We start from the raw sequence: 23,397 nt of genomic DNA, 5'->3' as shown, positions 1-23,397 counted from the left end.
TGCCTGCCAATCGCGTCCGGCGTCCTCATGGCCAACGAGCCTGCGCCGCCCGGGAAACGTCGTGTATTCCTCTTCCGCTCATCGGCACCCGAAAGGAGTGATACGGCGTATGCGCTGACGCCCGGTGCGGCGCGGCTCAGCGGCGCACGCGCGGACGGCGGTAGAGGAGGGCACCGCCGAGGACGAGCCCGAGGGCGGCGGCGGACGCGGTCGTGGCGTCGACACCGTCCGAACCGGTCCGTGCGAGGCGGGGTTGCGCCGGGTGCTTCGTCGGGACGGGGGAGGAGAACCACCCGAACTCTCCATCGGCCGGCAGCTCGCTGCGGCCGCTGTAGTAGCCGGAGGACGTGCGTTCGTCGTAGGGAGGCGTGGCCGCGCGCTGGGGGGTGTAGTCGAACTCGGAGAGGAAGCCGTCCGTTTCGACGTCCGCGCGGACCGCCCTGCTGGTTCGGACCTGGTCCTGCGGCGTGCGGGGCGGTGCCGGGTGCGTCTCGGAGACCCCGTTGCCCTCCCGGGCCGACGGGACCTCCTCCGGCGCGATGCTTTCGGGGAGGGACGGCTCGGCGGGACCGCCGGACGGTGGCTCAGGCGCGCCGGAAGGCGGTTCCGGGTCGCTCTTCGGCGGCTCGCTCCTCGGCGGCTCATCGGAAGTCGAAGTGTCGCCGGGCGCGGGCGAGTCGCTGCGGTCGGGCGCGGCGTGGTGCGGGTGGGAGCCGTTGGTGCAGGTGTTGCCGAACGCCGGGTTGACGAGGCCGGCGACGTCGGCGGTGTCGCCGCACACGTTGACGGGGACGTCCACCGGTACCTCGACCGAGTTGCCGGAGAGCACCCCTGGTGAGCCGCTGCCGCCTCCTTCGGCGTGCGCGTCGGCCTGGGCGCATCCGGCGCCGATCGCCACTGCGCCTGTGGTGGCGGCCGCGGTGAGGATGCTTCGGCTCAGGACTTTGCGCATGTGCTGCTCCTGTTCGGCGAAGGATGGCGGAGGGGCGAGGGGTGCAACGCCTGCCCTCGCAGCGGGGGTTGGGGCGTGGAACCGAACGGCTCCGGAACGCGTGGGGCGTTCCGGAGCCGGCTCGGGTCAGGCTCTCCGCTGAGGCGGAATGGTTCAGGCGTTGACGCAGGTGTTGCCGAACGCGGGGTTCAGCACGCCGACGACGTCGATGGTGTTGCCGCAGGCGTTGACCGGCACGTGAACCGGGATCTGCACGACGTTGCCCGAGAGAACGCCGGGCGAGTTGGCGGCACCGCCGCTGGCACCCGAGTCGGCGAGGGCCGGGGCGGCCGCGGTGCCGAGGGCGATGAGGGTCCCGGCGGCGACGGTCGCAACCTTGGTGTACTTCACGATGAGTCCTTTCCGCAGCGGCGTCTTGCGCGACGACGGATTTCGTGTCCTGCGGGTCGCCGAGGCGACCCGAACTCCGCTGTCGTCCTTCGTAACGATCGCCGCCACCGCACGACACGATGCAGACGGAATTCCCTATGAACTCGCTCGGCTGGGCGATTTCCGCGGCTCCGCGGTGACTTTCCGGAACCGCGGGGCCTGCCTGGGCGCGAGGAAATGGACGGGAGGCCGAATGCCCCGTACATACGGTCGAGTTCACCACTCGACCGACTGGTGCGAACATGCCGAAGGCCCGCAAGGGATGCTCCCTGCGGGCCTTTGGAGGCGGTGTGCTCAGCGGCCGGCCGAGCCGTTGCCGGAAAGGATCGGCAGGTCGTCGACGAGGTGCGAGAGGGCGTCGTCGCCCTTGTTCTGGGTGGAGTTCTCCGTGCACTGCTGGTTCTGCGACGAGGAGAGGACCGGGATGTCCTGCACCGTGACCGGGACACCGCCGACGAGGGAGCCGAGGTTGCCCTTGAGCGGAAGGCCGACGCAGGGCTTGTTGAGCGAGCCCTGGATGAGCGCGAACTGCGGGCTCCAGTTGCCCTCGGTGGCCTGGTTGCCGTACGACTGCTGGGCGCCGTTGCCGTTGACCGAGGTGGGGCCCTCGTCGTCGCCGATGGCGAGGGCCTGCGGTGCGCCGGCGCCCACGAGCGCCGTGGCGGCAGCGGCGGTGGCCAGAACGTTCTTGATCATGGTTAACCCTTCTCGGAAGCGAGCTCTCACCTTCGGAGCGACCTGATCAACTCGCGCGCGGCGGTTTGGTTCTGTGTCCTCACTCGATCGATGCACAGGCGCGCCGGGGAGTGCCGGGCAAGGCGAGGGCGGCCGTCAACTCGTATACGCGGGTTGGGGATCGCCCTGCGCAACGCTTGCCACGCCTCTTGGAAGCGTGCAGGAAAAGGAGTGGGTTCCGGCGCCCGGCCACCAGGCCGCCGGAACCCACCGTCTGGGTGGAGACAGTCTGCCGTTCCCCGGCCGCCGTTGTCCGGGTTTCACGGTGGTTACCGTCGGCGACTTGGGTGGGCCCCGCGCTCCCTTGCCTCATGCGGCTGCGAGACGGCGCGGGCATGCCGTCCCCAACTCCTCGTTGCCGAAGGATAATCCAGAGTTGTCCAGGCAACGGCTGCCAGCATGCGTGCAGATGAGGGCACGTCGGCTGTTCCCGGCGGCGCCCGCTCCGGCGTCGTCTCCCCTGCCTGGCGTATCCGCCGATATCCGCTCGCTGAAGGCGACTTGGCCGGCCCGAGCGGCTGTCGGGTTGGTTCGGAGCGAGGAATCGCCGCATCCCTTTGGAACTCGCCTGAGGCGGTACGCACCCGGTGCGTGCGAGGAAGCCGAGAGCGGCGGCCACCAGTGTGTGTTCACACTCCGCGTGGCGGTCGGGCATCATGCGGGGGCGCGACCGGGCGCCGGTGGGACGGGAGGAAGCCACGTGGAAGCCTGCGAGGACGAGGCCGCTGGAGGAGGGCGCTCCCGGCACGGCAACGTCGTCTCCGGAGGGCAGGCGAGGAACGTGGTGCAGGCGGCCAGAATCGGCCAGGTAACCCTCGCCACACCCCGCGACGATCCCCCCGCCGCGCGGCAACTTCCTCTTCTCGAGTACGGATTCGTCAATCGGACCCGCGAACTGGAACTGCTGCACCGGCTGGTCGGTGACTCCGCGGACGCGGGCTCCGCCACCGGGCAGCAGCGGAGGATCGTCGTGCTCACGGGGCTCGGCGGTGTGGGGAAGACGCAGCTCGTCGTCAGGTGGGCGGAGGAGCTGGACGGAACGCGTCCGCAGCTCTACTGCGACTTGACCAACGCGCGGAACAAGGGGGTTGTCGACACGTCGGCGGTCCTGGGGGGATGGCTTCGTGCCCTCGGCGCGACGCCGGAGGAGGCGGGCGGCGACGAGCAGCAGAGGGCGGCTGCCTTCCGTACCCACACGGCGGGGAAGAAGCCGGTGATCCTCCTGGACAATGCGGAGCAGGCCGCTGATGTGCGGGCTCTGCTGCCCAGCGCGGGCACGGTACTCGTCACCAGCAGGCGTGCTCTGCCGAGACTGCGGATCGACGGGGCTAGGGAGCTCGCCGTCGACCCGCTCTCGGCAGAAGCCGGGGTGCGGCTCCTCAGCACCTGGCTCGGAGCCGACACCGGCATCCGAAGCGGGGCCGGGCGTCGGCTCGTGGACCTGTGCGCCGGGTTGCCGCTCGCGCTGCGGGCGGTGGGGGCGCGTTTGCTGGACGCCGGGGATGGTGCGGGAGCCCGTCTCCTCCTCGACGAACTCACCGACGAGCGACGGCGGTTGGACGGTTTCGCCGCGGCGGGGGAGGGGGATCTGGCAGGGGTGCTCGACGCCACCTACCGCGGACTGCCGCCCGGGGCCCGCCAGGCACTGCGGACGCTCGGCGCTTTCCCCGGCACCTCCTTCACCGTCGACCTCCTCGCGCACACGGGCATGGACGGGCCCGAGCAGGCGCTCCACTCGCTCGCCGGCACGCACCTCGCCACGAGGCTCGACGCGGACAGACCGGCCGACCGGGCCCGCTACCGCCTCCACGACCTGGTCCTGGTGCACGCACGCGGCCTTGCCAGGGCGGAACTGCCGCAGCATGAGCAGGAGCAGCTCCTCGAACGCTTCACGGACTTCTACCGGACCCGCGCCGCCGCCGCCGACCTCGCGGCGCTCCGCCACCGCTTCCGACTCAGCCCGGTGCCCGAGGAGCGCTTCTTCGAGGACGGCGCGAGCGCAGTCGACTGGCTGGACGAGGAGCGTGCCAACCTCCTCGCAGTGCTGCGCGCGGCCGCCGAGGCCGGGAACCACGATGCCGTCTGGCGGCTGTGCGAATCGCTCTGGGCTCTCTACGACAGCCGGAGGCATCTCCTGGGGGAGTGGAAGGAGTCCCATCGGATCGGCATCGAGTCGGCGCGCTGGGAGGGGCGCCCCGACGCGGAGATGAGGCTCCGCAACCAGCTTTCGCGCGCGCACCTCGCCGAGCGCGACCATCCGGCGGCGGCTGAGCAACTCTCCCTCGCCGCTGAGCTCTTCGACCTCGTCACCGAACCGGTGCTGCCGGCGATGATCCACGAGTCGGAGGGGCTGCTCGCCCTCGCGGAAGGGCACAACGAGAGGGCTGCCGACCGCTTCTCCTTGGCACTCGAGGCGAACGGACGTGCCGGGGACGTCCACGGCACGGTCGTCCAGCGTTACAACCTCGCTCAGGCGCTCCTCGGGGACGGGCGTGCGGAGGAGGCCGGCGCGCTCCTCGAGGAGGCTCTGCGGGACGTGGAGCGCACGCACGACGATCCGATGCGTGCGCGGATCGGGCTGGTACGGGCCGAGGCCGAACGACGGGCGGGGCGCTGGGACGAGGCCGTGCGGCTGGCTGTCGAGGCAGCGGAGTGGGCCGACCGGCTCGCACAGCACGCCAAGTTGAGGCAGGCCCTGCAGCAACTCTCGGAGCTCGCGGAGGAGTTGGAGGACGAGGAGCTCGCCGAGGTCTGCCGCGAGCGAGCCGAAGCGGTACGCCGGCATCTGCACGGCTGAGCGGAGGATGTGCCGGGGACGCGGGCGGGAGGTCGCGCGGGCGGTTGCACGAGGGGCGCGGTCGTGGACTGCGTGGTCTGTCGTCGTAGGGGTCATGGCGAGGACGGTACGGAGGCCACCGCGAGAAAGTGGATCTTGCTCGATTCCTGTGGACAACCCGTGAGTTGTGGACAACTCCCTCACCCGTTCGAGCGGTTGTCGGAGTCGCCTCGCGCCGACTCGCCGAGCATGACCGCCGGCGGCTGCGGGCGGTCTCGTCTGGGGCACCGTGTGGGCCGAAGGAAGACGCCTGCAACGTGGAGCCCGGCGAGGTAGTGGATTGCGGTCTTCTCGTAGCGGGCGGCGCTGCCTCTCGCCCGCGCGACCACGCTGTCCGAAGCCGCCCGCGCGAGTGGCGGGTCCTTTCCGTACCCCGTGAGGGAAGGGGCGGCGGGCGTTCCGTGTCCGGGGCGGCCGGACTTATCGTCCCCTTAGCAGCCGGCTGTTCGGCTGGAAGCGCTGGATCGATACGTCCCCGCGCGCCCGGGGGCACGCGGTACCGGCGGTGCGCCGCCGGTTCGGTGCGGGTCGCGGGGAGCAACGGGGAGGTTCCATGGGGCTCACGACCACGCTCCCGTCCCGTCCGGTCGGTCACCGGGTCCGAGAACTCGTCGCGGCGTCACTGCTGTTGGCGGTCGTCGTCGGCCTCGCCGGCTGCGGGGACCAGGAGCGTCCGTCCGAGCCGCCCGAGGCGGAGGAGCCCGCCGGCTGGCAGCCGTGGCGGACGAGCTTCCACGGCGGCGGTGCCGACGACGGCCCGGCGGGCGAGGAGAACCGCTGCGTAGCCGGAACGGCGGCGGCCAGCCGGGAGGACGACGCCACGCCGCAGCCCTCGAGGGGCACCGCCGCCTCGCGGCTGAACTGCGACGGAACGGGCTTCAGGGACGAGACGCTGCGGGTGAGGGACGGAGCGCACCTGCCCAAGTCCGCGAAGCCGGACCGCGCTTCGGACTTTGCCCGCAGGGACGGGCTGGCGTTCACCGTCGAGATGAAGGAGAGCGAGGTGGAGCGGGGCGCGCTCGACAGCGTGCACACCGTCCGCGCGCTCGACGCCGAGACCCGCGAGACCCGCTGGTCCCACGACGTCCGTTCCACCGCGGTGCGCGACGGCGACACCATCGTCGGCGACGAGGCCACACGCGTCACCAACCGTCCCGAAGACGGCGACTACGAGGACTGGAGCGCGCATTCCGCTCCCGGCGGCGATGTCGTCGGGTGGGACGCGCGCACCGGCGAGGAGCGGTGGCGGATCAGTACGCCGGAGCACGAATGGTGCGCACCGACGAAGGTCGCGGACCGGGCCTTCGTCACCTGTCGGGACGAGGAGTTCCAAGGCGGCCGCGTCACCTGGTATCGGTGGGAGGGCGAGGGCGACCCCGAGCTGCGGAGGTTCTATCGGCACAAGGAGGCGGAGTCGGACGACACTCTGCCCGTCGGTATCGACGACGGCGACCTGCTTTTCCTCCCGGCCGAGGGCAACGAGTTCCCGCCGGACCGCCGGTTCGGCGACCTCGTCCGTGTCGACCCGCAGAGCGGCGAGCGCGCGCGGCAGCACCTCCCGAGCAAGGCCATCGGCACCGGCGCCACCCCGTACCTCGTCGGCGGCAAACTGTACTTCGCGCGCGAACTGACCGATCACCGGACCCGGTTGGTGGTCGTCGGGGCCGAGGACGGCGAGCAACGGTGGCAGGCCACCACCTCGCTGAAGTACGCCTCCGCCCCCGCAGTCGCCGCCCACCGCGACGAGGTCTACCTCGCCGATCCGGCCGGCCGGCTGGTCGCCTTCGACGGCGAGAGCGGCGCGAAGCGCTGGCAGACCACGAGGACGCCGGCGAGGGACGGCGGGACCGACCCCGGCGAGATGGACGCGAGGTCCTCGGTGACCCTCGCCGCCGACGTCCTTGTCGTCTCGGCCGGTGACACGGTCTTCTCGGTGAGCCCCGACGACCCGGAGGCGAAGCCGGAGAGCGAGCACCGGGTGAAGACCGGTTAGGCCCGCCGCGGCCGGGCTCCCCACGCGGTCGCCGGACGGCCCGAGTCCGCCCGGGGGTCGGGCCTCCGCACGGCCCGGCGCGCCGGTCTCCGGGCGCCCCCGCTCGCGGCGTCCCCGGCAGGCGCCGCAGCTCCGCGAGCCCCGTCCGTGTGCACGGCAGGCGGCGCCTGCCGCCGTCGCCGTCCGCGGGTGCGTCGCCCCGCGCGCCGTCCGCGTCCCAGCGCGCTGCGACCGTACGGTCACCCGTCCGCCGGACCCCGCCGTGTACCGTGCCTTCCCCGCCGCCCACGCCGCGCGACCGGCATCGTGTATACGCCAGAGAAGGCTTCCCGACGCACGTGGCGCTCACCTCCGGACCACAACTCGTGGTGACCACACGGGCCTTCGACCGGCCGTCCGAGCGGGGCGACCGGTGGAGGGTCACCGCGAGGTGATCGACGCGATCGCCTGGAGGTCCCGGACCGGGCCGCGCGGCTGCGCCTGCCGGAGAGGTGCGGCAACCGGCGGGAGCTACAACTCGTGGTGTCTGCGGTTCCCGGACGGCGCCAGGGAGCGGGAGCGCGTGTCGACCGCACTGCAGGCCCGGGCTGACGCGGACGAGGACCGACCGGGCGGTCTCGGCGGACTCCGCGATCGTCCTCGTCCACCGGCGTGCTGCCGGTGCCCGCGAAAAGGGGAAGCTCGCAAACCTCTACCTCGCGGCGCTCCGCGGTGCAGGCATCCAGGTCCGGCCCACGATGACCCGGACGTAACCGTTCAGACCCGCACCAACTGCACCGCGACCCGACGGCGGCCGGTGCGCACCACGATCTCCTCGCCCAGCGTGTCCGCACGGAAGACGCGCCTTTCGCCCTCCCCTGGCGGCAGCTCCTCCGGCAGCTCGGCGGCTGCTTCGAGGAGGACCGCGTAGAGAGCGGAGCCGAGGAGCAACGGATCGATCGCGGGGCGTGCTTCGCCGGGCTGCCGGGGCACCCATGCCTCCAGCCGCTCCCCGCCGCGCAGCCGCACCAGGTGCAGTCCCTCGCCGAGGTCCGCGACGCCGACGTCAAGAAGCGGATAGGCGGCAGCCTGCTTCTCCAGCCAGTCGCCTGCGGGGAGTTCGGCCGAGACGTGCGCACGCGCACAGACGGGCGCCGTTCCCCGGTGCCCGCTCGTTTCCTCGGCGGTGACGGCGTAGAAGTCGCACTCCTCCAGGCCCTGTCGGGGCACGTACACATGGCGCCGCACGGCGACGGCCCCGCCGGGCTCCGTGCGCGCGTACACGGCGAAACAACTCGGGTCCAGGCCCCGCCGCGGCTCCGGCTCTTCGACGGGAGGCAGGCGGGGTGCGGCCGAGGGCAGCACCCCGTACGGGGCGAGCTCCGCGTAGAGGAGGTCGCGGACGCGCCGGGCCGCGTCGTTCCGGTGCGACAGGGAGCGGTCCGTGACGGAACGGAGGTCCTCGGTCGTGAAGTGCTCTTCGGCGTCGAGGAGTTGGGCGTGGAGGTCGCCGTCCGGGTCGAGAGGAGGTGCCGTCCGGGCGAACTCCGCGGTGGGCGAGGCCGGGTCGAGTTCGGCGAGCCCGTCCGCGGCGAGGAGCGTGGTGCGGCCGAGCGCGGCGCCGTAGAAGCTCGTCGATCCGTGGTCTCCGACGATCCAGTCGGCCGCCACGAGGGCGGCACGCCAGCCCGCCTGCGGTGGCACGACGAGGAGGCCGGCGTCGAGCGCCTCGGCGAGCTGGTCGAGGACGCCCGCTTTGCCGTGGTGGGCCCAGACGTTGGGGTGCAGTACGAGTGCCACCCGGAACTCGTCGGCGGGCAGCGAGGCGAGCAGACGCAGCGGGAGGTCCGGGCGCCGGCCCAGGAGGGAGTGCGTGCTCCAGGTGCTGTTGACGGCGACGAGCCTGCGGCCGTCGACGGCGCCGAGCTGCGCCCGGTAGCGGTCGCGCAGCTCGAGGCTGCGGAGCATCCGCTCGAAGCAGGGGTCGCCGACGTCGACGGCGTGGGGCAGCGCTTCAGGGCAGGAGCGCGCCAGCCGCGTGAGCTGTTCCTCGTGCGAGAGCGCGATGCGGTGGGGAACCAGCCGACCCGCGTGGAGGAGTTCACCGCGCGAGAGGCCGGCGGGCGCCTCCGCGTCGCCCGTCGTCTCGGGGACGAGGCGGTTGTACCCGGCCCCGTGCGGCAGTACCACGAGCGGCGAGGTGAGGCTGTGCATCGAGGAGTTGACGGTGCAGGCGACGGCGAGTTGGAACTCGCCCGCGCGGTCCATGGCCACGGCCGTCTCCCAGGGGAGCACCCGCTCGGGTTCGACGAGTGAGGCGAGGTACTCGTGGAGGCCGGCGGAGAACCGGGAGCCCTCGTTGACGGTGTAGTAGAGCTCGATGCCGTCGGGGCGCCGCAGCAGGGTGAGGACGTCCTGGAGCCGCGTCGCCGAAGTGAGCGTCCGGGCGATGCCGAGCACCTTCGCCCTCACCTGCCACGTCGCCCAGTGGTCCCCGGTGTCCGCCCGCGACGCCTCCGCCTCGGGGCGGCGGTGCGGCGGGGGGCTCAAGGCGACTCCGTGCAACGGGCGGGCACACCCTGCACTCGCACGGGCTGCGGGTACGGTGCGGACACCGCAGCATCGTAGCCATCCTTCCCCGCTCCCGCAGGAGTCGACGTACGCCGGCGACCGTCCGCCCGCCGACGTCGCCGCGGGTGCCGCTCCGTGCCCGTCGAGCCCGTTCCGCCGCGGGCGGCCGGGCGCTCGCCGACGTTGCCGGCGTCCTGTCCACGTCCCACCGCCCGCGCGGGCACGCGTACTCCCAGACGGAGATCATGACCGCCCGACGGGCGTGCGGCAACGCCGCCGCTTCCCCAGCCCGACGCCTCCTAGCGCCCTTCCGCTTCCTCAAGTCCCCCGAGCCCTGCGGGGAGTTCGCCGGTGTGGAGGACACCGAGGTGCTGGGTGGCACGGGTGAGCGCGACGTACAGGTCGCTGACGCCGAAGGCGGTCGGCTCGACGACGAGGACCGTGTCGAACTCCAGACCCTTCGCCTGCCGGATCCCGAGCAGTACCACTTCCCGGGTGAGGTCGGGCTCTGCCCCGTGCGCCGCGTCCGGCAGTTCGGCGAGGAGGGAGGCGTGCAGCTCCGCCGGGGCGACGACCGCGATCCGGCCGCCCGTCCTCGCGGCCGCGACCTCGTGCGCCGTGGCGGCCGCGAGGCCGTCCGCCGCGACGCGCCGTGCCCACGGCCGCGTCCCTGTCGACCGTACCGAGCCGGGCGGTTCGAACGACGGGTCGTACGCACGCTGGAAGTCGGCGGCCACCTCCATGATCTCGGCAGGCGTCCGGTAGTTGACGTCCAGCCGCCTGTGCTCCCAGCGGTCGCCCACGTACGGCTCGAGGATGCGCTCCCAGGTTTTGAGCGCCGCCGTCTCCGCGGCCTGCACGGGGTCGCCGACGAGCGTCATGGAGCGCGTCGGAATGCGCCGCATCAGCAGCCGCCAGGCCATCGCCGAGAGTTCCTGCGCCTCGTCGACGATGAGGTGGCCGAAGGCCCATGTCCGGTCGGCCGCCGCCCGCTCGGCGGCGGTGCGGTGGTCGGCCTCCTCATGGCGCTCCGCCATCCGCTCGGCGTCGATGACGTCGTGCGCCGCGAGGACCTCGGACTCCTCGTCCTCGAACTCGTACGTTTCCGAGCCGACGGAGAGCTCCAACACCCCCTCGGCGTACTCGATCTGCTCCTGGCGCTCCGCCTCGGCCGCGGCGCGTGCCGCGCTGTCGTCCTCGCCGAGCAGCTCGGCGGCCTCGTCGAGGAGGGGCACGTCGGCCTCGGTCCACGGGCCGCCCTGCCGCCGGATCAGCTCGGCGGACGCGTCGTCGAGGTGGACGGGGTCGGCGAGGAACTCCGCGACGAACTCCTGCGGGGTGAGCTGCGGCCACAGCTCGTCGATCGCCGCGTGGACCTCCGGGCTCTGCGCGACTTCCTTGCCCATCTGGGCGATGTCGTCGGGACCGAGCAGGTTGGGGCCGCCGTAAGGGTCCTCGCCGATGCGCTCCGTCAACTGCGCGGTGAGCGCGTCGATGAGGTGGAAGGCGAAGACCGGCCTCGCGAGGTTGTGGGGCAGGCCGGTCTCGCGGGCGCGCCAGCGCGCGTCCTCGGCCATCTCGCGGTCCAGGCTGAGCGCTTCGTAGTCCTCGTGCGGGATTTCCGTCGCCCGCTCGGGCACGGTCTGCCGGTCGCGCAGCGCCTTCGCCAGCGTCTCGGCCATGGTGGCGCGGCCCTTGACCTCGGCGGCCGCCGGGCTGTCGGTGCCGCTCGCCTCGACGCCGGGGAAGAGCTCGCCGACGGTGGCGAAGAGCACCCCGGTCTCGCCGAGCGACGGCAGCACGTCGCCGATGTAGCCGAGGAACACGGGGTTGGGCCCGACGACCAACACAGCGCGGCGGGCGAGGAGTTCCCGGTGCTCGTAGAGCAGGTACGCGGCGCGGTGGAGCGCGACGGCGGTCTTCCCCGTGCCGGGGCCGCCCTCGACGACCATGGTGCCCTGGTGGGGCGCGCGGATGATGGCGTCCTGCTCGGCCTGGATGGTGCGGACGATGTCGTGCATCCGCCCGGTGCGCGCCGAGTCGAGTGCGGCGAGGAGGACCGCGTCGGCGTCCTCGCCCTCGTGTCCCGTACGGGTCGGGTCCGTGAGGTCCATCAGCTCGTCGTGGAGCGCGGTGACGGTGCGGTCCTCGGTGGTCAGGTGCCGCCTGCGTCGCAGTCCCATCGGGGAGTGTCCGGTGGCGAGGTAGAAGGGACGCGCCACGGCGGCGCGCCAGTCGATGACCAAGGGCGTCCGGGAGGAGTCGTCCTGCCGGACGCCGATGCGCCCGATGTGGTGGGTGCGGCCGTCGCGGAAGTCGAGGCGCCCGAAGCAGAGCCCGTCCTCTTCCGCGCGCATCGCGTGGAGCAGCCCCGACTGCTCCGCCACCATCACGTCCCGCTCCAGCCTCGCCTGCTTTCCCGTGCCCACCTGCGCGAGCGAGCTGCGTACCGTCTCCTCGGCCTGCTCGACCAGTTGGTCGAGCCTGGCGTAGAGCCCGTCGATGAATTGCTGTTCCCGCCGCACTTCCTCGGTTGACAATTCCACTCCTGACGCGGTAAGTTCTCAGCAGTCCACTTCTTAAGCGCCTTTCGCATGAAGGCACGAAGGACCAAATATACGCAGGATCGAGCCACGGATGTCAATTCTTCCGGGGCTTGTTTTTTTGCCGAAAAATCACTGCTCACACTCGGAATAAGCGCCTCCCGTACAGGGGTTGGCCGTGCGTGCGCCGCGGGCGCTGTGCCGCCCGGCGCCGGTTCCGGACGGCGGCGTGGCCGCCCCAGCCCGAGACGGAAGCATGAGCGAGGACGAGACGACGGGCGGACCGCCCGCAGCGTTCCACACGGCGGAAGCCCACCCGGCGCGCGTCTACGACGCGTGGCTCGGCGGCAAGGACAACTACCCCGCCGACCAAGAGGCGGCCGAGCAGGCGGCGTCCGCGAACCCCGAGATCATCGATGCCGTCCGCGCCAATCGGGCCTTCCTCGGCCGTGCCGTGCGGGAGTCGGTGCACGCGGGCGTCCGGCAGTTCCTCGACATCGGCACGGGCGTTCCGGCGGCCGACAACACGCACGAGGTGGCCCAGCGGGCGGCGCCCGAGTGCCGCGTCGTCTACGTCGACAACGACCCGATCGTGCTCGCCCACGCGCGCGCCCTGCTCCGCTCCGCGCCCCAGGGCCGCACCGACTACCTGGAGGCGGACCTGCGCGACGTCGACGGCGTCCTCCAACACGCCGCCGGCACACTCGACTTCGGCCGCCCCGTGACCCTGATGCTCGTCGCGGTGCTCCAGTACGTGCCCGACGCCGAGGACCCGCACGGACTCACCCGGCGCCTCGTCGAGGCGCTCGCGCCCGGCAGCCGCGTCGTCGTCTCGCACCCGGCGATCGACATCGGACGGGAGCAGGTCGCCGAGTCGATGCGCCGGTACAACGAACGCGCCGCCGAGCACGCTGCGGCGACGCCGCGTACGCGGGGCGAGGTGGAGCGGTTCTTCGAGGGGACGTCGCTGCTGGAGCCGGGGGTCGTCCCGCTCGCCGAGTGGAGGCCCGAGGCCCCGGCGGCACCCGGCGGGAGAAGCGGGCCGATGTGGTGCGGGGTGGGGAGCAAGGCATGAACCGCGGTGCGAGGGCGCCCTTTTGGCGGTCGGTTGGATCGCTCACGTCCGGGCGCTGACGGCGGGGCGATCGACGTGCGCCACGCAGCCGACGCCACCTCGAAGCCGACGGCCTGCGGCATCGCCGCCGCCGTCCGCCGGCGGGAGGTGTCCGCGCGCGAGGTCGCGGCGGCGGCGCTGGAGCGGATCGCGCACGGCGACGCGCTGCGCGCGTTCACGCAGCGGTGGCCGGGCCGCGCAGCCGAGCAGGCAGCCGAGGTCGACCGCCGTGTCCGGGCGGGTGAGCAACTCCCGCTCGCCGGCGTCCCGTTGGCCGTCAAAGCGACCGAAGGGCCGGACGCGCTCCAGACCCGCAGACTGCTCGCCGCCGGCTGCGTCGCCGTGGGAGCAGCGGCCGTACCGGGGCGGGGGACCCGCTGGCGTACCTGGGGGTACACCGAGCGCGGACCCACGCTCAACCCGCACGATCCCCGGTGGAGCCCCGGTGGTTCCTCGGCCGGCTCGGCCGCCGCGGTCGCTGCCGGGCTGGTACCGCTCGCCACCGGCAGCGACGGCGCGGGCTCGGTGCGCATCCCGGCCGCGTGGTGCTCCGTCGTCGGGCTCAAACCCACGAGCGGGCGCGTCCAGGGGCGCGACAGGGCCGGACTGAACACCCCCGGACCGCTCGCGCGTACGGCGGCGGACGCGTCCGCCTACCTCGACGCACTCACCGGCGCCGCGCCGACGCAACTCTCCCTGCCTGCCCGCCCGTTGCGCACCGTGTGGTCGGCCTCCCTCGGCTTCGCCGATGTGCTCGACCGGGTCGGCGTCACGGCGTACGGCCGCCTCGACGCCCTCGCCGCCGCCGGTGCCGTGGAGGTGCGCGAGTACCCCGTCGTCCTCGACGACCCGGAGCCGTGCTGGGAGGCGCTACGAGCCGGCCGCGGCGGGCGGTCGCTGGCGCTGGCCCTGACGCGGCAGGTCGACCGGGTGCTCGCAGGGGCCGACCTCATCGCCACGCCGACCACCCCCAACCCGCCCCATCCGCACAGCGGTCCGGGGGAGACGATGAGCACCGCCCTGACCTGGGCGTTCAACATCAGCGGGCACCCGGCCGTCAGCCTCCCCGCCGGGCTGACCGCGGTCGGGGAGCCGGTCGGGCTCCAGCTCGTCGGGCGCCGCAACCGGGAGGCCGACCTGCTCGCCGTGGCGGCGGTGGCCGACCGGTGGCCGGTGCAGGATGGGTGAGGGTCGCCGAACTGCCGTGCTGTCACGCATGGTTCGGCGCTCAGCACGCCGGCGTGCCCCGGCCAACGGTACGGCAGCCACTTCGGCGGCGAGCGCGGGTCCGGCGGCCAAGGACCTCCTGGCGGCAGATCAGCAGGACGCCTCCCCCGAACCGGTACGCCCTCCCCAGGTGCGGGTAGCAGGAGGTGGCGCACTCCTCGACCCCGACCGCCTGGTACTCCTTGATCGGGTCGGCGACCTTCTGACGGCTGCCGACGAGCGCCGTGCCGGCACCGCCGCGCACCAGCCCGTTGCCGGCCCACAGCCCCGGGCGGATCTCCAGCCCGCCGCGTCCGCCGCCGTGGGGCGTGAGCATCCGCTTCCGGACTCGAACTCGGACTCGGACTCGCCGCGGACGAGGCCCCGTTGGGCCTCCGCGACCGTCCCGGCGTCGAAGCCGCCGAGGAGGCGTTGGGCCTCGGCTCACGCCTGCTCGGGTGCGCCCCGCGAGATGGTGTGCAGCCGGCTGCCGAACCGGCGGTGCGCCCGTGCCCGGCGGCGCGCGACCGGACCCTGGCGACCTTCTCCGCCACCTGTGCAGGCGGCTCGCCCCACGCCAGGTAGGGGTCGCTGTGGCGCGCGGCGACGCCAAGCACCGTGGGGGACGAGCCGAGGATGTCTGGCATCGGCTCGGAGGGCGCCGCCTGCTCGACGCGCAGGTGCGCGCCCTCGCAGCCGACGGTGCGCCCCCGCCACAGTTCGCGTACGACGTGGAGGAACTCGCCGGTCCGCGCGTCCTCGTCCAGGAAGTCGCCGTAGGCGTCGCCCACACGCTCACGGCTGCGGTGAGGGCGGGGTAGCCGTAGGCGGGGGTCCGCCGCCGAGGGGGCGATGCCGGACGCGAAGATTCCGGGGGCCTGGTAGACGGCGGAGGACAAGCCCGCAGCGGCGTAAGGGAGTTGGGGCGCCCGGGGTGCACGGCTCGCATCCGCTTGGGCAGCACGCCGTCCCTAATTCCCGGCACCCTCCGCCTGCTCCGGCACCCGCGCGTGCGGGACCATCATCGGAGTGCCGGTCTGGGGGTCGGGGACGATGTCGCAGGGCAGACCGAAGACATCGCTGACGAGCTCGGCCGTCATCACCTCGCTCGGGTCGCCCTCCGCGTGGACCTCTCCGTCCTTCATGACGACGAGGTGCGAGGCGAACCGTGCCGCCTGGTTGAGGTCGTGGAGGACGGCGACGATCGTGCGGCCCTCGCGGTTGAGCTCGGCGCAGAGCTCCAACAGGTCGTACTGGTGGGCGATGTCGAGGTACGTCGTCGGCTCGTCGAGGAGGAGCAGCTCCGTCTGCTGCGCGAGGATCATCGCGATCCAGGCGCGCTGGCGCTGGCCGCCGGAGAGTTCGGCGGCGCGGTCGTCGGCGATCCCGGTGAGTCCTGTGCGGGCGAGGGCGAGGTCGATCACCTCGTCGTCGTGGGGCGACCACTGGCGCAGGAGCGAGTGGTGCGGGTGGCGGCCGCAGCGGACGAGTTCGCGGACGCTGATGCCGTCGGGGACGACGGGCGCCTGCGGCAGCAGCGCGAGGTGCCGCGCCGCCTCCTTGCCCCGGTAGGAGTGGAGGTCGGCGCCGTGCAGGAGGAACTCGCCCGTCTGCGGCTTCAGCGTGCGCGAGAACCCCTTGAGGAGGGTCGACTTGCCGCAGCCGTTGGGGCCGATGATCACGGTGAGACCGCCGTGCGGGATCTGCAGGGTGACGTCCCGCACGACCGGGGCGCCCCCGTACGACATCGTCACCCGGCGGGCGCTCAACCCCTTGTCGTGGGCGACCTGTTCGGCCGCCTCGGACGGTGCGAGGGGCCGGGTCTTGTCGGGCCTCACAGGATTCCCTTCCTCCACTCGCGGATCAGCAGGTACCCGAGGTACGCGCCTCCGATGGCCATGGTGTAGATCCCGACGGGCAGATCGTCGAAGAGCGGGAGCTGTTGCGCGGTGAGGTCGGCGAGGACCAGCAGCACGGCGCCGAGCACCGCGGCGAGCGTCAGGTGGGGGCCGCTGCCGCGCGTGAGCCGCTTGGCGATCTGCGGCGCCGTGAGTGAGATGAAGGCGATCGGCCCCGCCACGGCGACGGAACCGGCGGAGAGCGCCATCGACAGCGCGACGGCCGCTCCCTTAGTCCGCTGCGGCTCCGCGCCGAGCCCCGCGGCGAGTTCGTCGCCCATCTCGCAGAGGTGCAGCCGCCGGGCGAGGAGCGCGACGAGCGGTCCGACGACGACCAGCACCGCGGCGATCGTCGCCGCCTCGCCCCAAGTGCGCGTGGCCAGGCTGCCGTTGATGTACGTCATGAGCGAGGTGGCGTTGTCGCGCTCGACGGCGTAGACGACGTACTGCGTGAACGCGGTGGCGATCGCCGCCACCCCGATCCCGGCGACGACGAGCCGCCCGGGGTTCCGGAAACCGGTGCCCGTGGAGACGTAGACGAGGGCCATCGCCAGCACTGTACCGAGCAGGGCGCCGACCGGGACGGGCAGCAGGTCGGGGAGGAGCAGTGCGGCGGCCGAGGCGCCGGCGCCCGCGCCCGCGGTGAGCCCGATGACGTCGGGGCTGCCGAGGGGGTTGCGGGTGACCGACTGGAAGAGCGCACCGGAGAGCCCGAACGCGGCGCCCGCTCCCGCGGCGACGCCGAGCCGCGGCCCCCGCAGCCGCTTGAGCACGAATTTGTCGGCGCCCTCGGCTCCGCCGAAGACCGAGCGCGGCAGGTCGGGCAGTGCGATGCCGAGCCGTCCAAGGGTGAGCGTGGCGACGGCGGCGGCGAGCAGCACCACGACGGCGACGACGCCGACGACGACGGAGCGCCTCCGCACCGGCAGCGCGACGGCGGTGCCGATCCGCAGGTGCCCGGCGGGCTGTTCGGCACCGCGGCGGGTTTCGGTGGTCGTGCTCATGCGGTCCCCTTCATCCTGCGCACCGCGTACAGCAGCGCGGGCGCGCCGATGAACGCGGTCACCACGCCGACCATCAACTCCTGCGGCCGCAGTACGACACGTCCGACGACGTCGGCGAGGAGCAGCAGCCCCGGCCCCGCGACGGCGGAGAAGGCGACCTGCATCCGGAAGTCGACGCCGACGCAGGCGCGGACGATGTGCGGAACGGCGAGCCCGACGAAGGCGATCGGGCCGACGGCCGCGGTCGCGGCGGCGCTCAGCAGCGTCGCCGCGAGGAGCCCGCCGGCTCGCAGGACGGTCGGGTTGCTGCCGAGCGAGGTCGCCGACTCGTCGCCCAGCGCGAGGGCGTTGAGCCCAGGGGCGAGGAGGACGGCGATGACGAGGCCGAGGAGGGCGAAGGGCAGCACGGAGAAGAAGACGTCGAAGCCCCGGCCGGCGAGGGAGCCGACGACCCAGTACCGGTAGCTGTCGAAGACCTGCGGCTTGCTGAGCGTGACGGCCTGGATGAAGGCGGTGAGGACCGCGGTGAGGACGGCGCCCGCGAGTACCAGCCGCACCAGGCTGGTCCCCGTGCTCCCGCCGGCCGAGCCGAGCGCGTAGACGAGCAGCCCGGCGAGGAGCGCGCCCGGCAGCGCCCACCACATCGTGTCGGTGCGTCCGGTGGCGCCGAGGAAGGCGGTAGCCGCGACGACGGACGCGGACGCGCCCGCGTTAATCCCCAACAGGCCGGGATCGGCGAGGGGGTTGCGGGTGACGCCCTGCATCAGCGTGCCGGCGACGGCGAGGCAGACGCCCGCGAGGACGCCGAGCACGGTGCGCGGGTACCGGCTCTCCACGACGGTCGTCACGTAGGTGCCCGCGTCGCCCGTCAGTACGTCGACGACGTCGCCGAGCGAGGTGCTGTTGCTGCCGAACATCAGGCTCGCCACGACGGAGAGCAGCAGCAGGGCGAGCCCCGCTGCCAGGACGAGCAGCCGCCGGGCGGTGCCGCCACGCAGGGTGGCGGCACCGCCCGGCCGGGTGCGGCTGGTGGTGGTCATCGGGTGCGGAGGTCAGCTCGCTTCGGTCACTTCTCGGCCTTCTCGATCGCCTTGTCGATCATCGGCAGGTAGCGCTCGATGACCCAGGGGACGGTGAGCGGGTTGATCATCGAGGAGGCGGTGACGAACGGCTGATCCTCGCTGGCGACGACCGCGTCCTTCTTCACGGCGGGGATCGAGGCGTAGAGCTTCTGCTTCTCGATCTCCTTGCGGTTCTTCTCGTCGCTGTAGAAGGTGAAGATCACGTCGCTCTTCTTCAGCTTGTTGGCGTTCTCGAGGCCGATCAGCGCCGAGTCGGTGCCCTCGGTCTCCTTGAAGCCGTTGACGACCGGGTCCACCTTGAGGCCGAGCCGGGAGACCATGTCGACCCGCTGCTCCTTCGGCTTGAACACGCCGAGGGTGCCGGGGCCGTTGTTGTAGATGTACGAGAACGTGTGGTTCTTGTACTCGGGGCGCTTCTTCGACGCGTCGTCGAGCTGCTTCTCGATCTTCGCGGTGAGCTTCTTGCCGTCGGCGGGCTTGCCGAGCGCCTTGGCGATGAGGTCGATCTGCTCGTCCCAGTCGGTCGACCACGCCTTGTCGGGGTAGGCGACGGTCGGGGCGATGTCCTTGAGGACGTCGTACTGCTTCTGCGTCACGCCGGACCACGGGGCGAGGATGACGTCGGGCTCCAGCTCGGTGATCGCCTCGATGTCGAGCTCCTCGCCGCCGGTGAACTGCTTCGGCAGCTTGTCGCCCTTCTTCTTCACGGCCTCGTGGACCCAGGGGAGGTAGCCCGTCTTGTCGCTGCCCCACGGGTACTTCTCGGCGCCGACCGGGGTGGTGCCGAGGGCGATCGAGGTCTCCGTCGAGCCCTGTCCGAGGGTGACGACCCGCTTCGGGGCGTCCTCGATCTCCGCGGTGCCGAGGGCGCTCTTGATCTTGACGGGGAAGGCACCGTCGCCCTTCGACGACGAGGAGTCGTCGGAGCTCTCCGACGAGCAGCCGGCGAGAGCGAGAGCGGCTACAGCGGCGGTGACCGAGGCGGCGAGCGTCTGGCGGCGCACGCGCGCGAACTTGGTGGGCATGGGCTTCCTCAGGGCTAGTTGACTGCGCGGTCGCGCCCGCCTCGACGAGTGGGGGTCGCCGAAACGGGTCGGCCGGGCGAGGAGGGTGGACTCCCAGGTCAAGATCTTAGGTAAGGCTAAACTTACTACACAGGGTAAGCCAACCCCTGCGCGCGCCCAGCGCCGGGGTGCCGGGCCATGGTGCCGCAGGACGGGCAACTGCGGTGCGACGGGCTGGCGTTGGGGCTGCTCCGGCGGGGAGCTGCTGTCCTGTTCGTGGGTGTATATTTCTTTTTGGGTTTCTCTGTGTCGTCGATCACGGGAGTTCTTCTGCGAGTTGCCTTCGTTCGCGCGCCGTGCGGTTGCTCGGTGCATGGCGGGCTTCCTGGCGCGTACGGGACTTCGTGCAGGGCTGCGCGGGGTTCGCGCTTGTGGTGCCGGCGCCTGTGCGGTGGAGGAAGGCCCTTTGTCGCCGAACTCCGTGACGTGCCATGCGTTTTGGGTGACGCCGGGTCCCAAAGGAAGCCCGTGGACGTCATGCCGTCGGCGAGGGCGGGCCATAGCCATGGGTGACGGAGGCTGTGCGGGGAAAGGGCTGCCGTTCGCCTTGCCCGCGGGTGAGGCGAGCGGTGCGTCGAGGTCGTGCGCGCGGTCGGCGCGGCAACAGGGCGCAGGTGCGGTGGCGTCGGGAGCGGACGGGGTGTCTTCATGTGCGTGTACTGCGTCGCGTCCACGGTGCCGGACGCCGTCTTTCCGGCGGAGTCCTCGACTCCGGTTTCGGTGGGTTACAGAACCGCGCAGTGCCGTAACGAGGTCCGGTCGGGGGCAGGTTGGCGCTGCTGTTCGGGCGGGACGCTCTGCGCTCTTCCGGGTGCTCTTGTCTGCTATCGGCTGTTTCGCGCCCTGGGAGGGCTTACACGGCTGCCGACAGCCGCACTGACTCCGCAGGGGGAACGTGCGTGACGTCAGCTTCGAGGGGACGCACCGCGTGCGCCGCCGTCCTGCTCGCAGCCCGGCTCGGGCTCGCCGCCCGCGTACGCCGGCACGCACGCGGTTGTTCGGCTCTTCGTCGAGCAGACGAAGAAGTGGACGTACGGCGGCAAGTCGGCAACCGAGGCGAGCTGCGACCGCGACGGGCGGGTCGCGGTGCGGATGAGCGCCAAGTGGACGCAGTGGAAGTGCACGAAGAAGAAGGGGGCGGCGCGGCACACGCTCTGGGTGCGCTGACCGGCTCTCCGCGGCGGGGCGTGCCTGTGCGGCTGCCGCGTGTGCGCGGTTCGCGGGGCGGACCGAACCGCCTTGCGGCTCACCGCAGTCCGGCGCCGTTGTCCGCGGCGGCGTCCGACCGGCGGCTCAGCGCGTCTTCCAGCCGAGGGTCCTGGTGACGGTGATCTCGATGACGACGCGCTCGGGGTTGACCCGTGGTGTGCGGTACCGCTCGGCGTACAGGCGTTCCGCGTACGCCACCGACTCGGCATCCTCGCGCACCCTGGCCGTCCCCTCCAGCGTCGCCCAGCGCCGCCCCTCCGCCTGGCTCACGGCGACCGGTGCCCCGGGCCCGGCGTGCAGCAGGTTCCGCACCTTCTTGCTGCCCCTGCTGCTGATCACCCTCGCGATGCCGGTCTGCGGCTCGTAGGTGATGCCGACGGGGACGAGGTGCGGGGTGCCGTCAGGGCGCGGGGTCGTGAGGAAGCCCACGCGCCTCTCGCGCCAGAACTCCAGGAAGGGCTCGTCGTCTCGGAGCCGGCTGGCCATGCGTCGTCCTCTCGTGAACACGGGCCGCGCTCGCGTGGCCGGGTGAGTGGTGCGGCAACGGTATCGGCTGGTGGGCGCGGTGCCTCGCGGTGGGCAAGGGGGCGGCTCCGGGCACGTAGCCGCGCCGAAAACCGGGAGCCCGCCGAGCCCGGTGCGCGCGAGAATGTTTCCATGACCACGGAATTTCGAGTGCGGCGCGCACAGGCCACCGATGCACACCAACTGGCGCGACTGCGTTGGGAGTTCAAGCAGGAGGAGCACGGAGGCGGACACGCGGAGGCTCGGCCCGAGGCGCGGGCCGCAGCATGGATCTCGGAGCGGCTCGGCTCGGGCCGGTGGCTCGCCTGGGTGGCCGAGTGCGACGCCGGTATCCGCGGGCACGTCTTCCTCAACCTCGTGGAGCGGGTCCCCGAGCCGTACGAGGAGAACACTCCGATCGGCTACGTGACCAACTTCTACGTGGACGTCCGGTACCGCAACCGCGGCTTCGGGACCGCCCTGCTCCGAGCCGTCCGGGAGCATGCGGGGGAGCGCGGCGTGGACGTGCTCTTCGTGTGGCCGTCGGAGCGCAGCGTGCCGATCTACCGGCGTGCGGGTTTTCGGCCGCCGGGGGAGATGCTGGAGGCGCGGTGAGTGCGTGAACTCGTGGCGGGACAAACGGGGTTGGGCTCGTGCGGCTCGGGCAGGACGGGGGTTCGCTGGGGAGGTCGGGCGGTGTCCCTTCCAGGGGGCTGCGTGGGCGCGCGAAGGGATGGGTGCGCCGAGGGAGGTGAGGCGTAAGACGCCGCCGCACAGGACATCGTCGTTGGGCGCCCATGTCACCGGGCATGCGTGCGCGGGTGTCCTTCGGTCAACGCCTGCGCGCGTGCGGGCATGTGTACGGCGCCGGCCTGGGGAGGTGCCTGGGTGCGGGCCTGCCATGCGGAACGCGCCGAAGGGCCTGGGCGCGGCGCGCGCCGGAGAGGGCGCGAAGTCGGGCTTCCGTCAGGCCGTCCTCGCCTCGCGCTCCTCCGGCGTGCGCCGCACCCGCCCCGGAGCGTCAGCTCTCCGCCGAACCCATCTGCCGGGTGAAAGTGCCGGGATCGGCGTCGAACCCGCGGGGCTTGGTTCGGAACGCCCAGGCGCCGAACTCGTTCCGGTAGAACTCGCCGACGGTCGCCGCGCGGGCCTTGGGGATGGCGGAGAAGTCGTAGACGGTGAGCTCCTCCGGCCCCTCGTGGATCTCCACCTGTGGGTTCTCCACCTCGCCGAACGTCCGGGCGCTGGAACGCTGTTGGATCGCCACACCCACGATGACGCGCACGTACCGCTCGGCGAGGCGGTAGAGGTCGAGCGTCATCGACTCGTCGGGGCCGAACCCCTGGCCCGTCTTGCTGTCCCGGCTGAGCACGATGGTGCCGTCGGGGGCGCGGCTGTCGAAGTGGACGAGGTAGTCCGGGGTGCCGTACGGATCGGCCGAGGTGTAGGTGGCGGCGATGATGTCGAGGTCGACCCCGGTTTCACCGAGTGGGCTCGGGTCCCACCTGAGCGTCACCTGCGCCTTCTCGATCCCCTTGTTGAGACCGCTCACGGATTCCCCCTTCGGAGCAGACATGCAGCACACTTGCCCTGCGGAAGAGCCCTGCACTCCCATGTAGCCCCCAATTGTATTTCCACGAGCGCCAGTTCGGCTTTCCCACGGGTGGGTGAATCGGGGCGGATGGGGTGGACGTGACGTGTGGAGGGGACGGGGCGTCAGGGGTCCTCCTGTGTTCGGTGGCGTGGACATCGGCATGCTGGGTCAACGGCTGTGGGATCGGGGCGAGTCGGCACGTATCACGGCATCGGGGGCCACTGCCTCATCCGGAGCGCGGGACGTGGAGGGCGGCTTGTCGAGCCACTCCACTACGACCGGGCGCATGGCACGGGTGCCGAACGAGTCCGAGGCCGTTTCGTTCAACTTTGCGCGTTTGGCGAGTAGTTGATTCGTCGCTCGGGGTTGGAGGGCGAGTTCGACGAGCGGCACCGAGAGCGCTGTCTGGCAGCTCGCAACCCAACTGGCCTTCTCCAACGTGCGTCACACGAAGACTGCCTTCGCGCATCCACGCTGCGGCCTCCCTGCGGAAAGGGGCCGGGCGGCCTTCGACTGTGGCAGTGCGCCTCGTCCGCGATGCCGGTGCAGCTCACCTTCGCGTGCGGGACCTCGAAGCGCGCTCGCCGCGAATGCCGACGCGCTGCGACTGGCAGCGGTGCGCCCGTGGGCGTCACCACCGTCTATTCGTGCATGGTGCGCAGACCGATCCACGACAGCACATGG

Annotated in this window: 17 protein-coding genes and 1 pseudogene; 5 read left to right on the top strand and 13 right to left on the bottom strand. The window is 72.2% G+C overall.

The features are described 5' to 3' along the window. Positions 1–136 precede the first annotated feature (136 nt). The 3 genes from F603_RS0105650 to F603_RS0105640 all read right to left on the bottom strand — a co-directional run bounded on the left by F603_RS0105650 (position 137) and on the right by F603_RS0105640 (position 2,077). Positions 137–952 (bottom strand): chaplin family protein, encoded by an 816-nt coding sequence (locus F603_RS0105650; protein WP_019545043.1) that lies wholly within the window; start codon positions 950–952, stop codon positions 137–139. A 153-nt stretch (positions 953–1,105) separates the two neighbouring features. After that, positions 1,106–1,342, bottom strand: coding sequence for a chaplin (locus F603_RS0105645; protein WP_019545042.1), 237 nt, complete (start codon positions 1,340–1,342; stop codon positions 1,106–1,108). A 333-nt stretch (positions 1,343–1,675) separates the two neighbouring features. Next, positions 1,676–2,077, bottom strand: coding sequence for a rodlin (locus tag F603_RS0105640; RefSeq protein WP_019545041.1), 402 nt, complete (start codon positions 2,075–2,077; stop codon positions 1,676–1,678). Between the two features lie 739 nt (positions 2,078–2,816). On the opposite strand from F603_RS0105640, the gene F603_RS0105635 reads away from it, so the two are divergent. Together F603_RS0105635 and F603_RS0105630 are read left to right on the top strand one after the other, a co-directional pair. Beyond that, complete coding sequence (locus tag F603_RS0105635) at positions 2,817–4,913, top strand: tetratricopeptide repeat protein (RefSeq protein WP_019545040.1); 2,097 nt, start codon at positions 2,817–2,819, stop codon at positions 4,911–4,913. A 592-nt stretch (positions 4,914–5,505) separates the two neighbouring features. Beyond that, the gene (locus tag F603_RS0105630; RefSeq protein WP_019545039.1) at positions 5,506–6,945 is read left to right on the top strand and encodes an outer membrane protein assembly factor BamB family protein; all 1,440 of its coding nucleotides are present in this window, start codon (positions 5,506–5,508) and stop codon (positions 6,943–6,945) included. A gap of 756 nt (positions 6,946–7,701) precedes the next feature. On the opposite strand, the gene F603_RS0105625 is transcribed toward F603_RS0105630, so the two are convergent. Together F603_RS0105625 and F603_RS0105620 are read right to left on the bottom strand one after the other, a co-directional pair. Next, positions 7,702–9,474 carry a hypothetical protein gene (locus F603_RS0105625; RefSeq protein ID WP_019545038.1) on the bottom strand — a complete coding sequence of 591 codons (1,773 nt, stop codon included), beginning with the start codon at positions 9,472–9,474 and terminating at the stop codon, positions 7,702–7,704. 320 nt (positions 9,475–9,794) lie between these two features. Next, entirely contained in the window at positions 9,795–12,020 is a 2,226-nt protein-coding gene (locus F603_RS0105620) for a HelD family protein (protein WP_019545037.1), read from the bottom strand. Between the two features lie 274 nt (positions 12,021–12,294). Here F603_RS0105620 and F603_RS0105615 point away from each other — a divergent pair, with 274 nt between their 5' ends. Beyond that, the gene (locus F603_RS0105615) at positions 12,295–13,113 is read left to right on the top strand and encodes an SAM-dependent methyltransferase (RefSeq protein ID WP_019545036.1); all 819 of its coding nucleotides are present in this window, start codon (positions 12,295–12,297) and stop codon (positions 13,111–13,113) included. A 75-nt stretch (positions 13,114–13,188) separates the two neighbouring features. After that, positions 13,189–14,340, top strand: a complete 1,152-nt coding sequence (locus F603_RS0105610) for an amidase family protein (protein WP_019545035.1) — start codon at positions 13,189–13,191, stop codon at positions 14,338–14,340. A gap of 40 nt (positions 14,341–14,380) precedes the next feature. On the opposite strand, the pseudogene F603_RS33865 reads toward F603_RS0105610, so the two are convergent. From F603_RS33865 to F603_RS0105570, 7 genes and pseudogenes are all read right to left on the bottom strand, one after another. Beyond that, a pseudogene (locus F603_RS33865) lies at positions 14,381–15,140 on the bottom strand (LLM class flavin-dependent oxidoreductase); the annotation flags it as partial. A 189-nt stretch (positions 15,141–15,329) separates the two neighbouring features. Next, entirely contained in the window at positions 15,330–16,196 is an 867-nt protein-coding gene (locus F603_RS0105595; RefSeq protein WP_019545032.1) for an ABC transporter ATP-binding protein, read from the bottom strand. Beyond that, positions 16,193–17,260: a FecCD family ABC transporter permease gene (locus F603_RS0105590; RefSeq protein ID WP_019545031.1), complete on the bottom strand. Its 1,068-nt coding sequence runs from the start codon at positions 17,258–17,260 to the stop codon at positions 16,193–16,195. Before F603_RS0105590 ends, F603_RS0105595 begins: the two co-directional genes overlap by 4 nt. Beyond that, positions 17,257–18,300: a FecCD family ABC transporter permease gene (locus F603_RS0105585; protein WP_019545030.1), complete on the bottom strand. Its 1,044-nt coding sequence runs from the start codon at positions 18,298–18,300 to the stop codon at positions 17,257–17,259. Before F603_RS0105585 ends, F603_RS0105590 begins: the two co-directional genes overlap by 4 nt. 26 nt (positions 18,301–18,326) lie before the next feature. Then, entirely contained in the window at positions 18,327–19,367 is a 1,041-nt protein-coding gene (locus tag F603_RS0105580) for an iron-siderophore ABC transporter substrate-binding protein (RefSeq protein ID WP_019545029.1), read from the bottom strand. 944 nt (positions 19,368–20,311) lie between these two features. Further along, a complete protein-coding gene (locus tag F603_RS0105575) occupies positions 20,312–20,557 on the bottom strand; it encodes a hypothetical protein (RefSeq protein ID WP_019545028.1) in 246 nt (81 codons plus the stop codon). A gap of 142 nt (positions 20,558–20,699) precedes the next feature. After that, the gene (locus tag F603_RS0105570; RefSeq protein ID WP_019545027.1) at positions 20,700–21,101 is read right to left on the bottom strand and encodes a pyridoxamine 5'-phosphate oxidase family protein; all 402 of its coding nucleotides are present in this window, start codon (positions 21,099–21,101) and stop codon (positions 20,700–20,702) included. A 171-nt stretch (positions 21,102–21,272) separates the two neighbouring features. Here F603_RS0105570 and F603_RS0105565 point away from each other — a divergent pair, with 171 nt between their 5' ends. Continuing rightward, positions 21,273–21,734: a GNAT family N-acetyltransferase gene (locus F603_RS0105565; protein WP_037955334.1), complete on the top strand. Its 462-nt coding sequence runs from the start codon at positions 21,273–21,275 to the stop codon at positions 21,732–21,734. A 406-nt stretch (positions 21,735–22,140) separates the two neighbouring features. Here the strand turns inward: F603_RS0105565 and F603_RS0105560 are convergent, their stop codons facing one another. Continuing rightward, positions 22,141–22,671 (bottom strand): TerD family protein, encoded by a 531-nt coding sequence (locus tag F603_RS0105560; protein ID WP_019545025.1) that lies wholly within the window; start codon positions 22,669–22,671, stop codon positions 22,141–22,143. Between the last annotated feature and the right edge of the window lie 726 nt (positions 22,672–23,397).

The sequence above is a fragment of the Streptomyces sulphureus DSM 40104 genome (assembly GCF_000381025.1).
Lineage (GTDB): Bacteria > Actinomycetota > Actinomycetes > Streptomycetales > Streptomycetaceae > Streptomyces > Streptomyces sulphureus.
This window is presented reverse-complemented; position numbering and strand designations above follow the sequence as displayed.

Coding starts and splice junctions, on each gene's coding strand:
- F603_RS0105650 (WP_019545043.1), bottom strand. CDS start 952: ATGCGCAAAGTCCTGAGCCGAAGCATCCTCACCGCGGCCGCCACCACA.
- F603_RS0105640 (WP_019545041.1), bottom strand. CDS start 2,077: ATGATCAAGAACGTTCTGGCCACCGCCGCTGCCGCCACGGCGCTCGTG.
- F603_RS0105630 (WP_019545039.1), top strand. CDS start 5,506: ATGGGGCTCACGACCACGCTCCCGTCCCGTCCGGTCGGTCACCGGGTC.
- F603_RS0105615 (WP_019545036.1), top strand. CDS start 12,295: ATGAGCGAGGACGAGACGACGGGCGGACCGCCCGCAGCGTTCCACACG.
- F603_RS0105590 (WP_019545031.1), bottom strand. CDS start 17,260: ATGAGCACGACCACCGAAACCCGCCGCGGTGCCGAACAGCCCGCCGGG.
- F603_RS0105585 (WP_019545030.1), bottom strand. CDS start 18,300: ATGACCACCACCAGCCGCACCCGGCCGGGCGGTGCCGCCACCCTGCGT.
- F603_RS0105580 (WP_019545029.1), bottom strand. CDS start 19,367: ATGCCCACCAAGTTCGCGCGCGTGCGCCGCCAGACGCTCGCCGCCTCG.
- F603_RS0105570 (WP_019545027.1), bottom strand. CDS start 21,101: ATGGCCAGCCGGCTCCGAGACGACGAGCCCTTCCTGGAGTTCTGGCGC.
- F603_RS0105565 (WP_037955334.1), top strand. CDS start 21,273: ATGACCACGGAATTTCGAGTGCGGCGCGCACAGGCCACCGATGCACAC.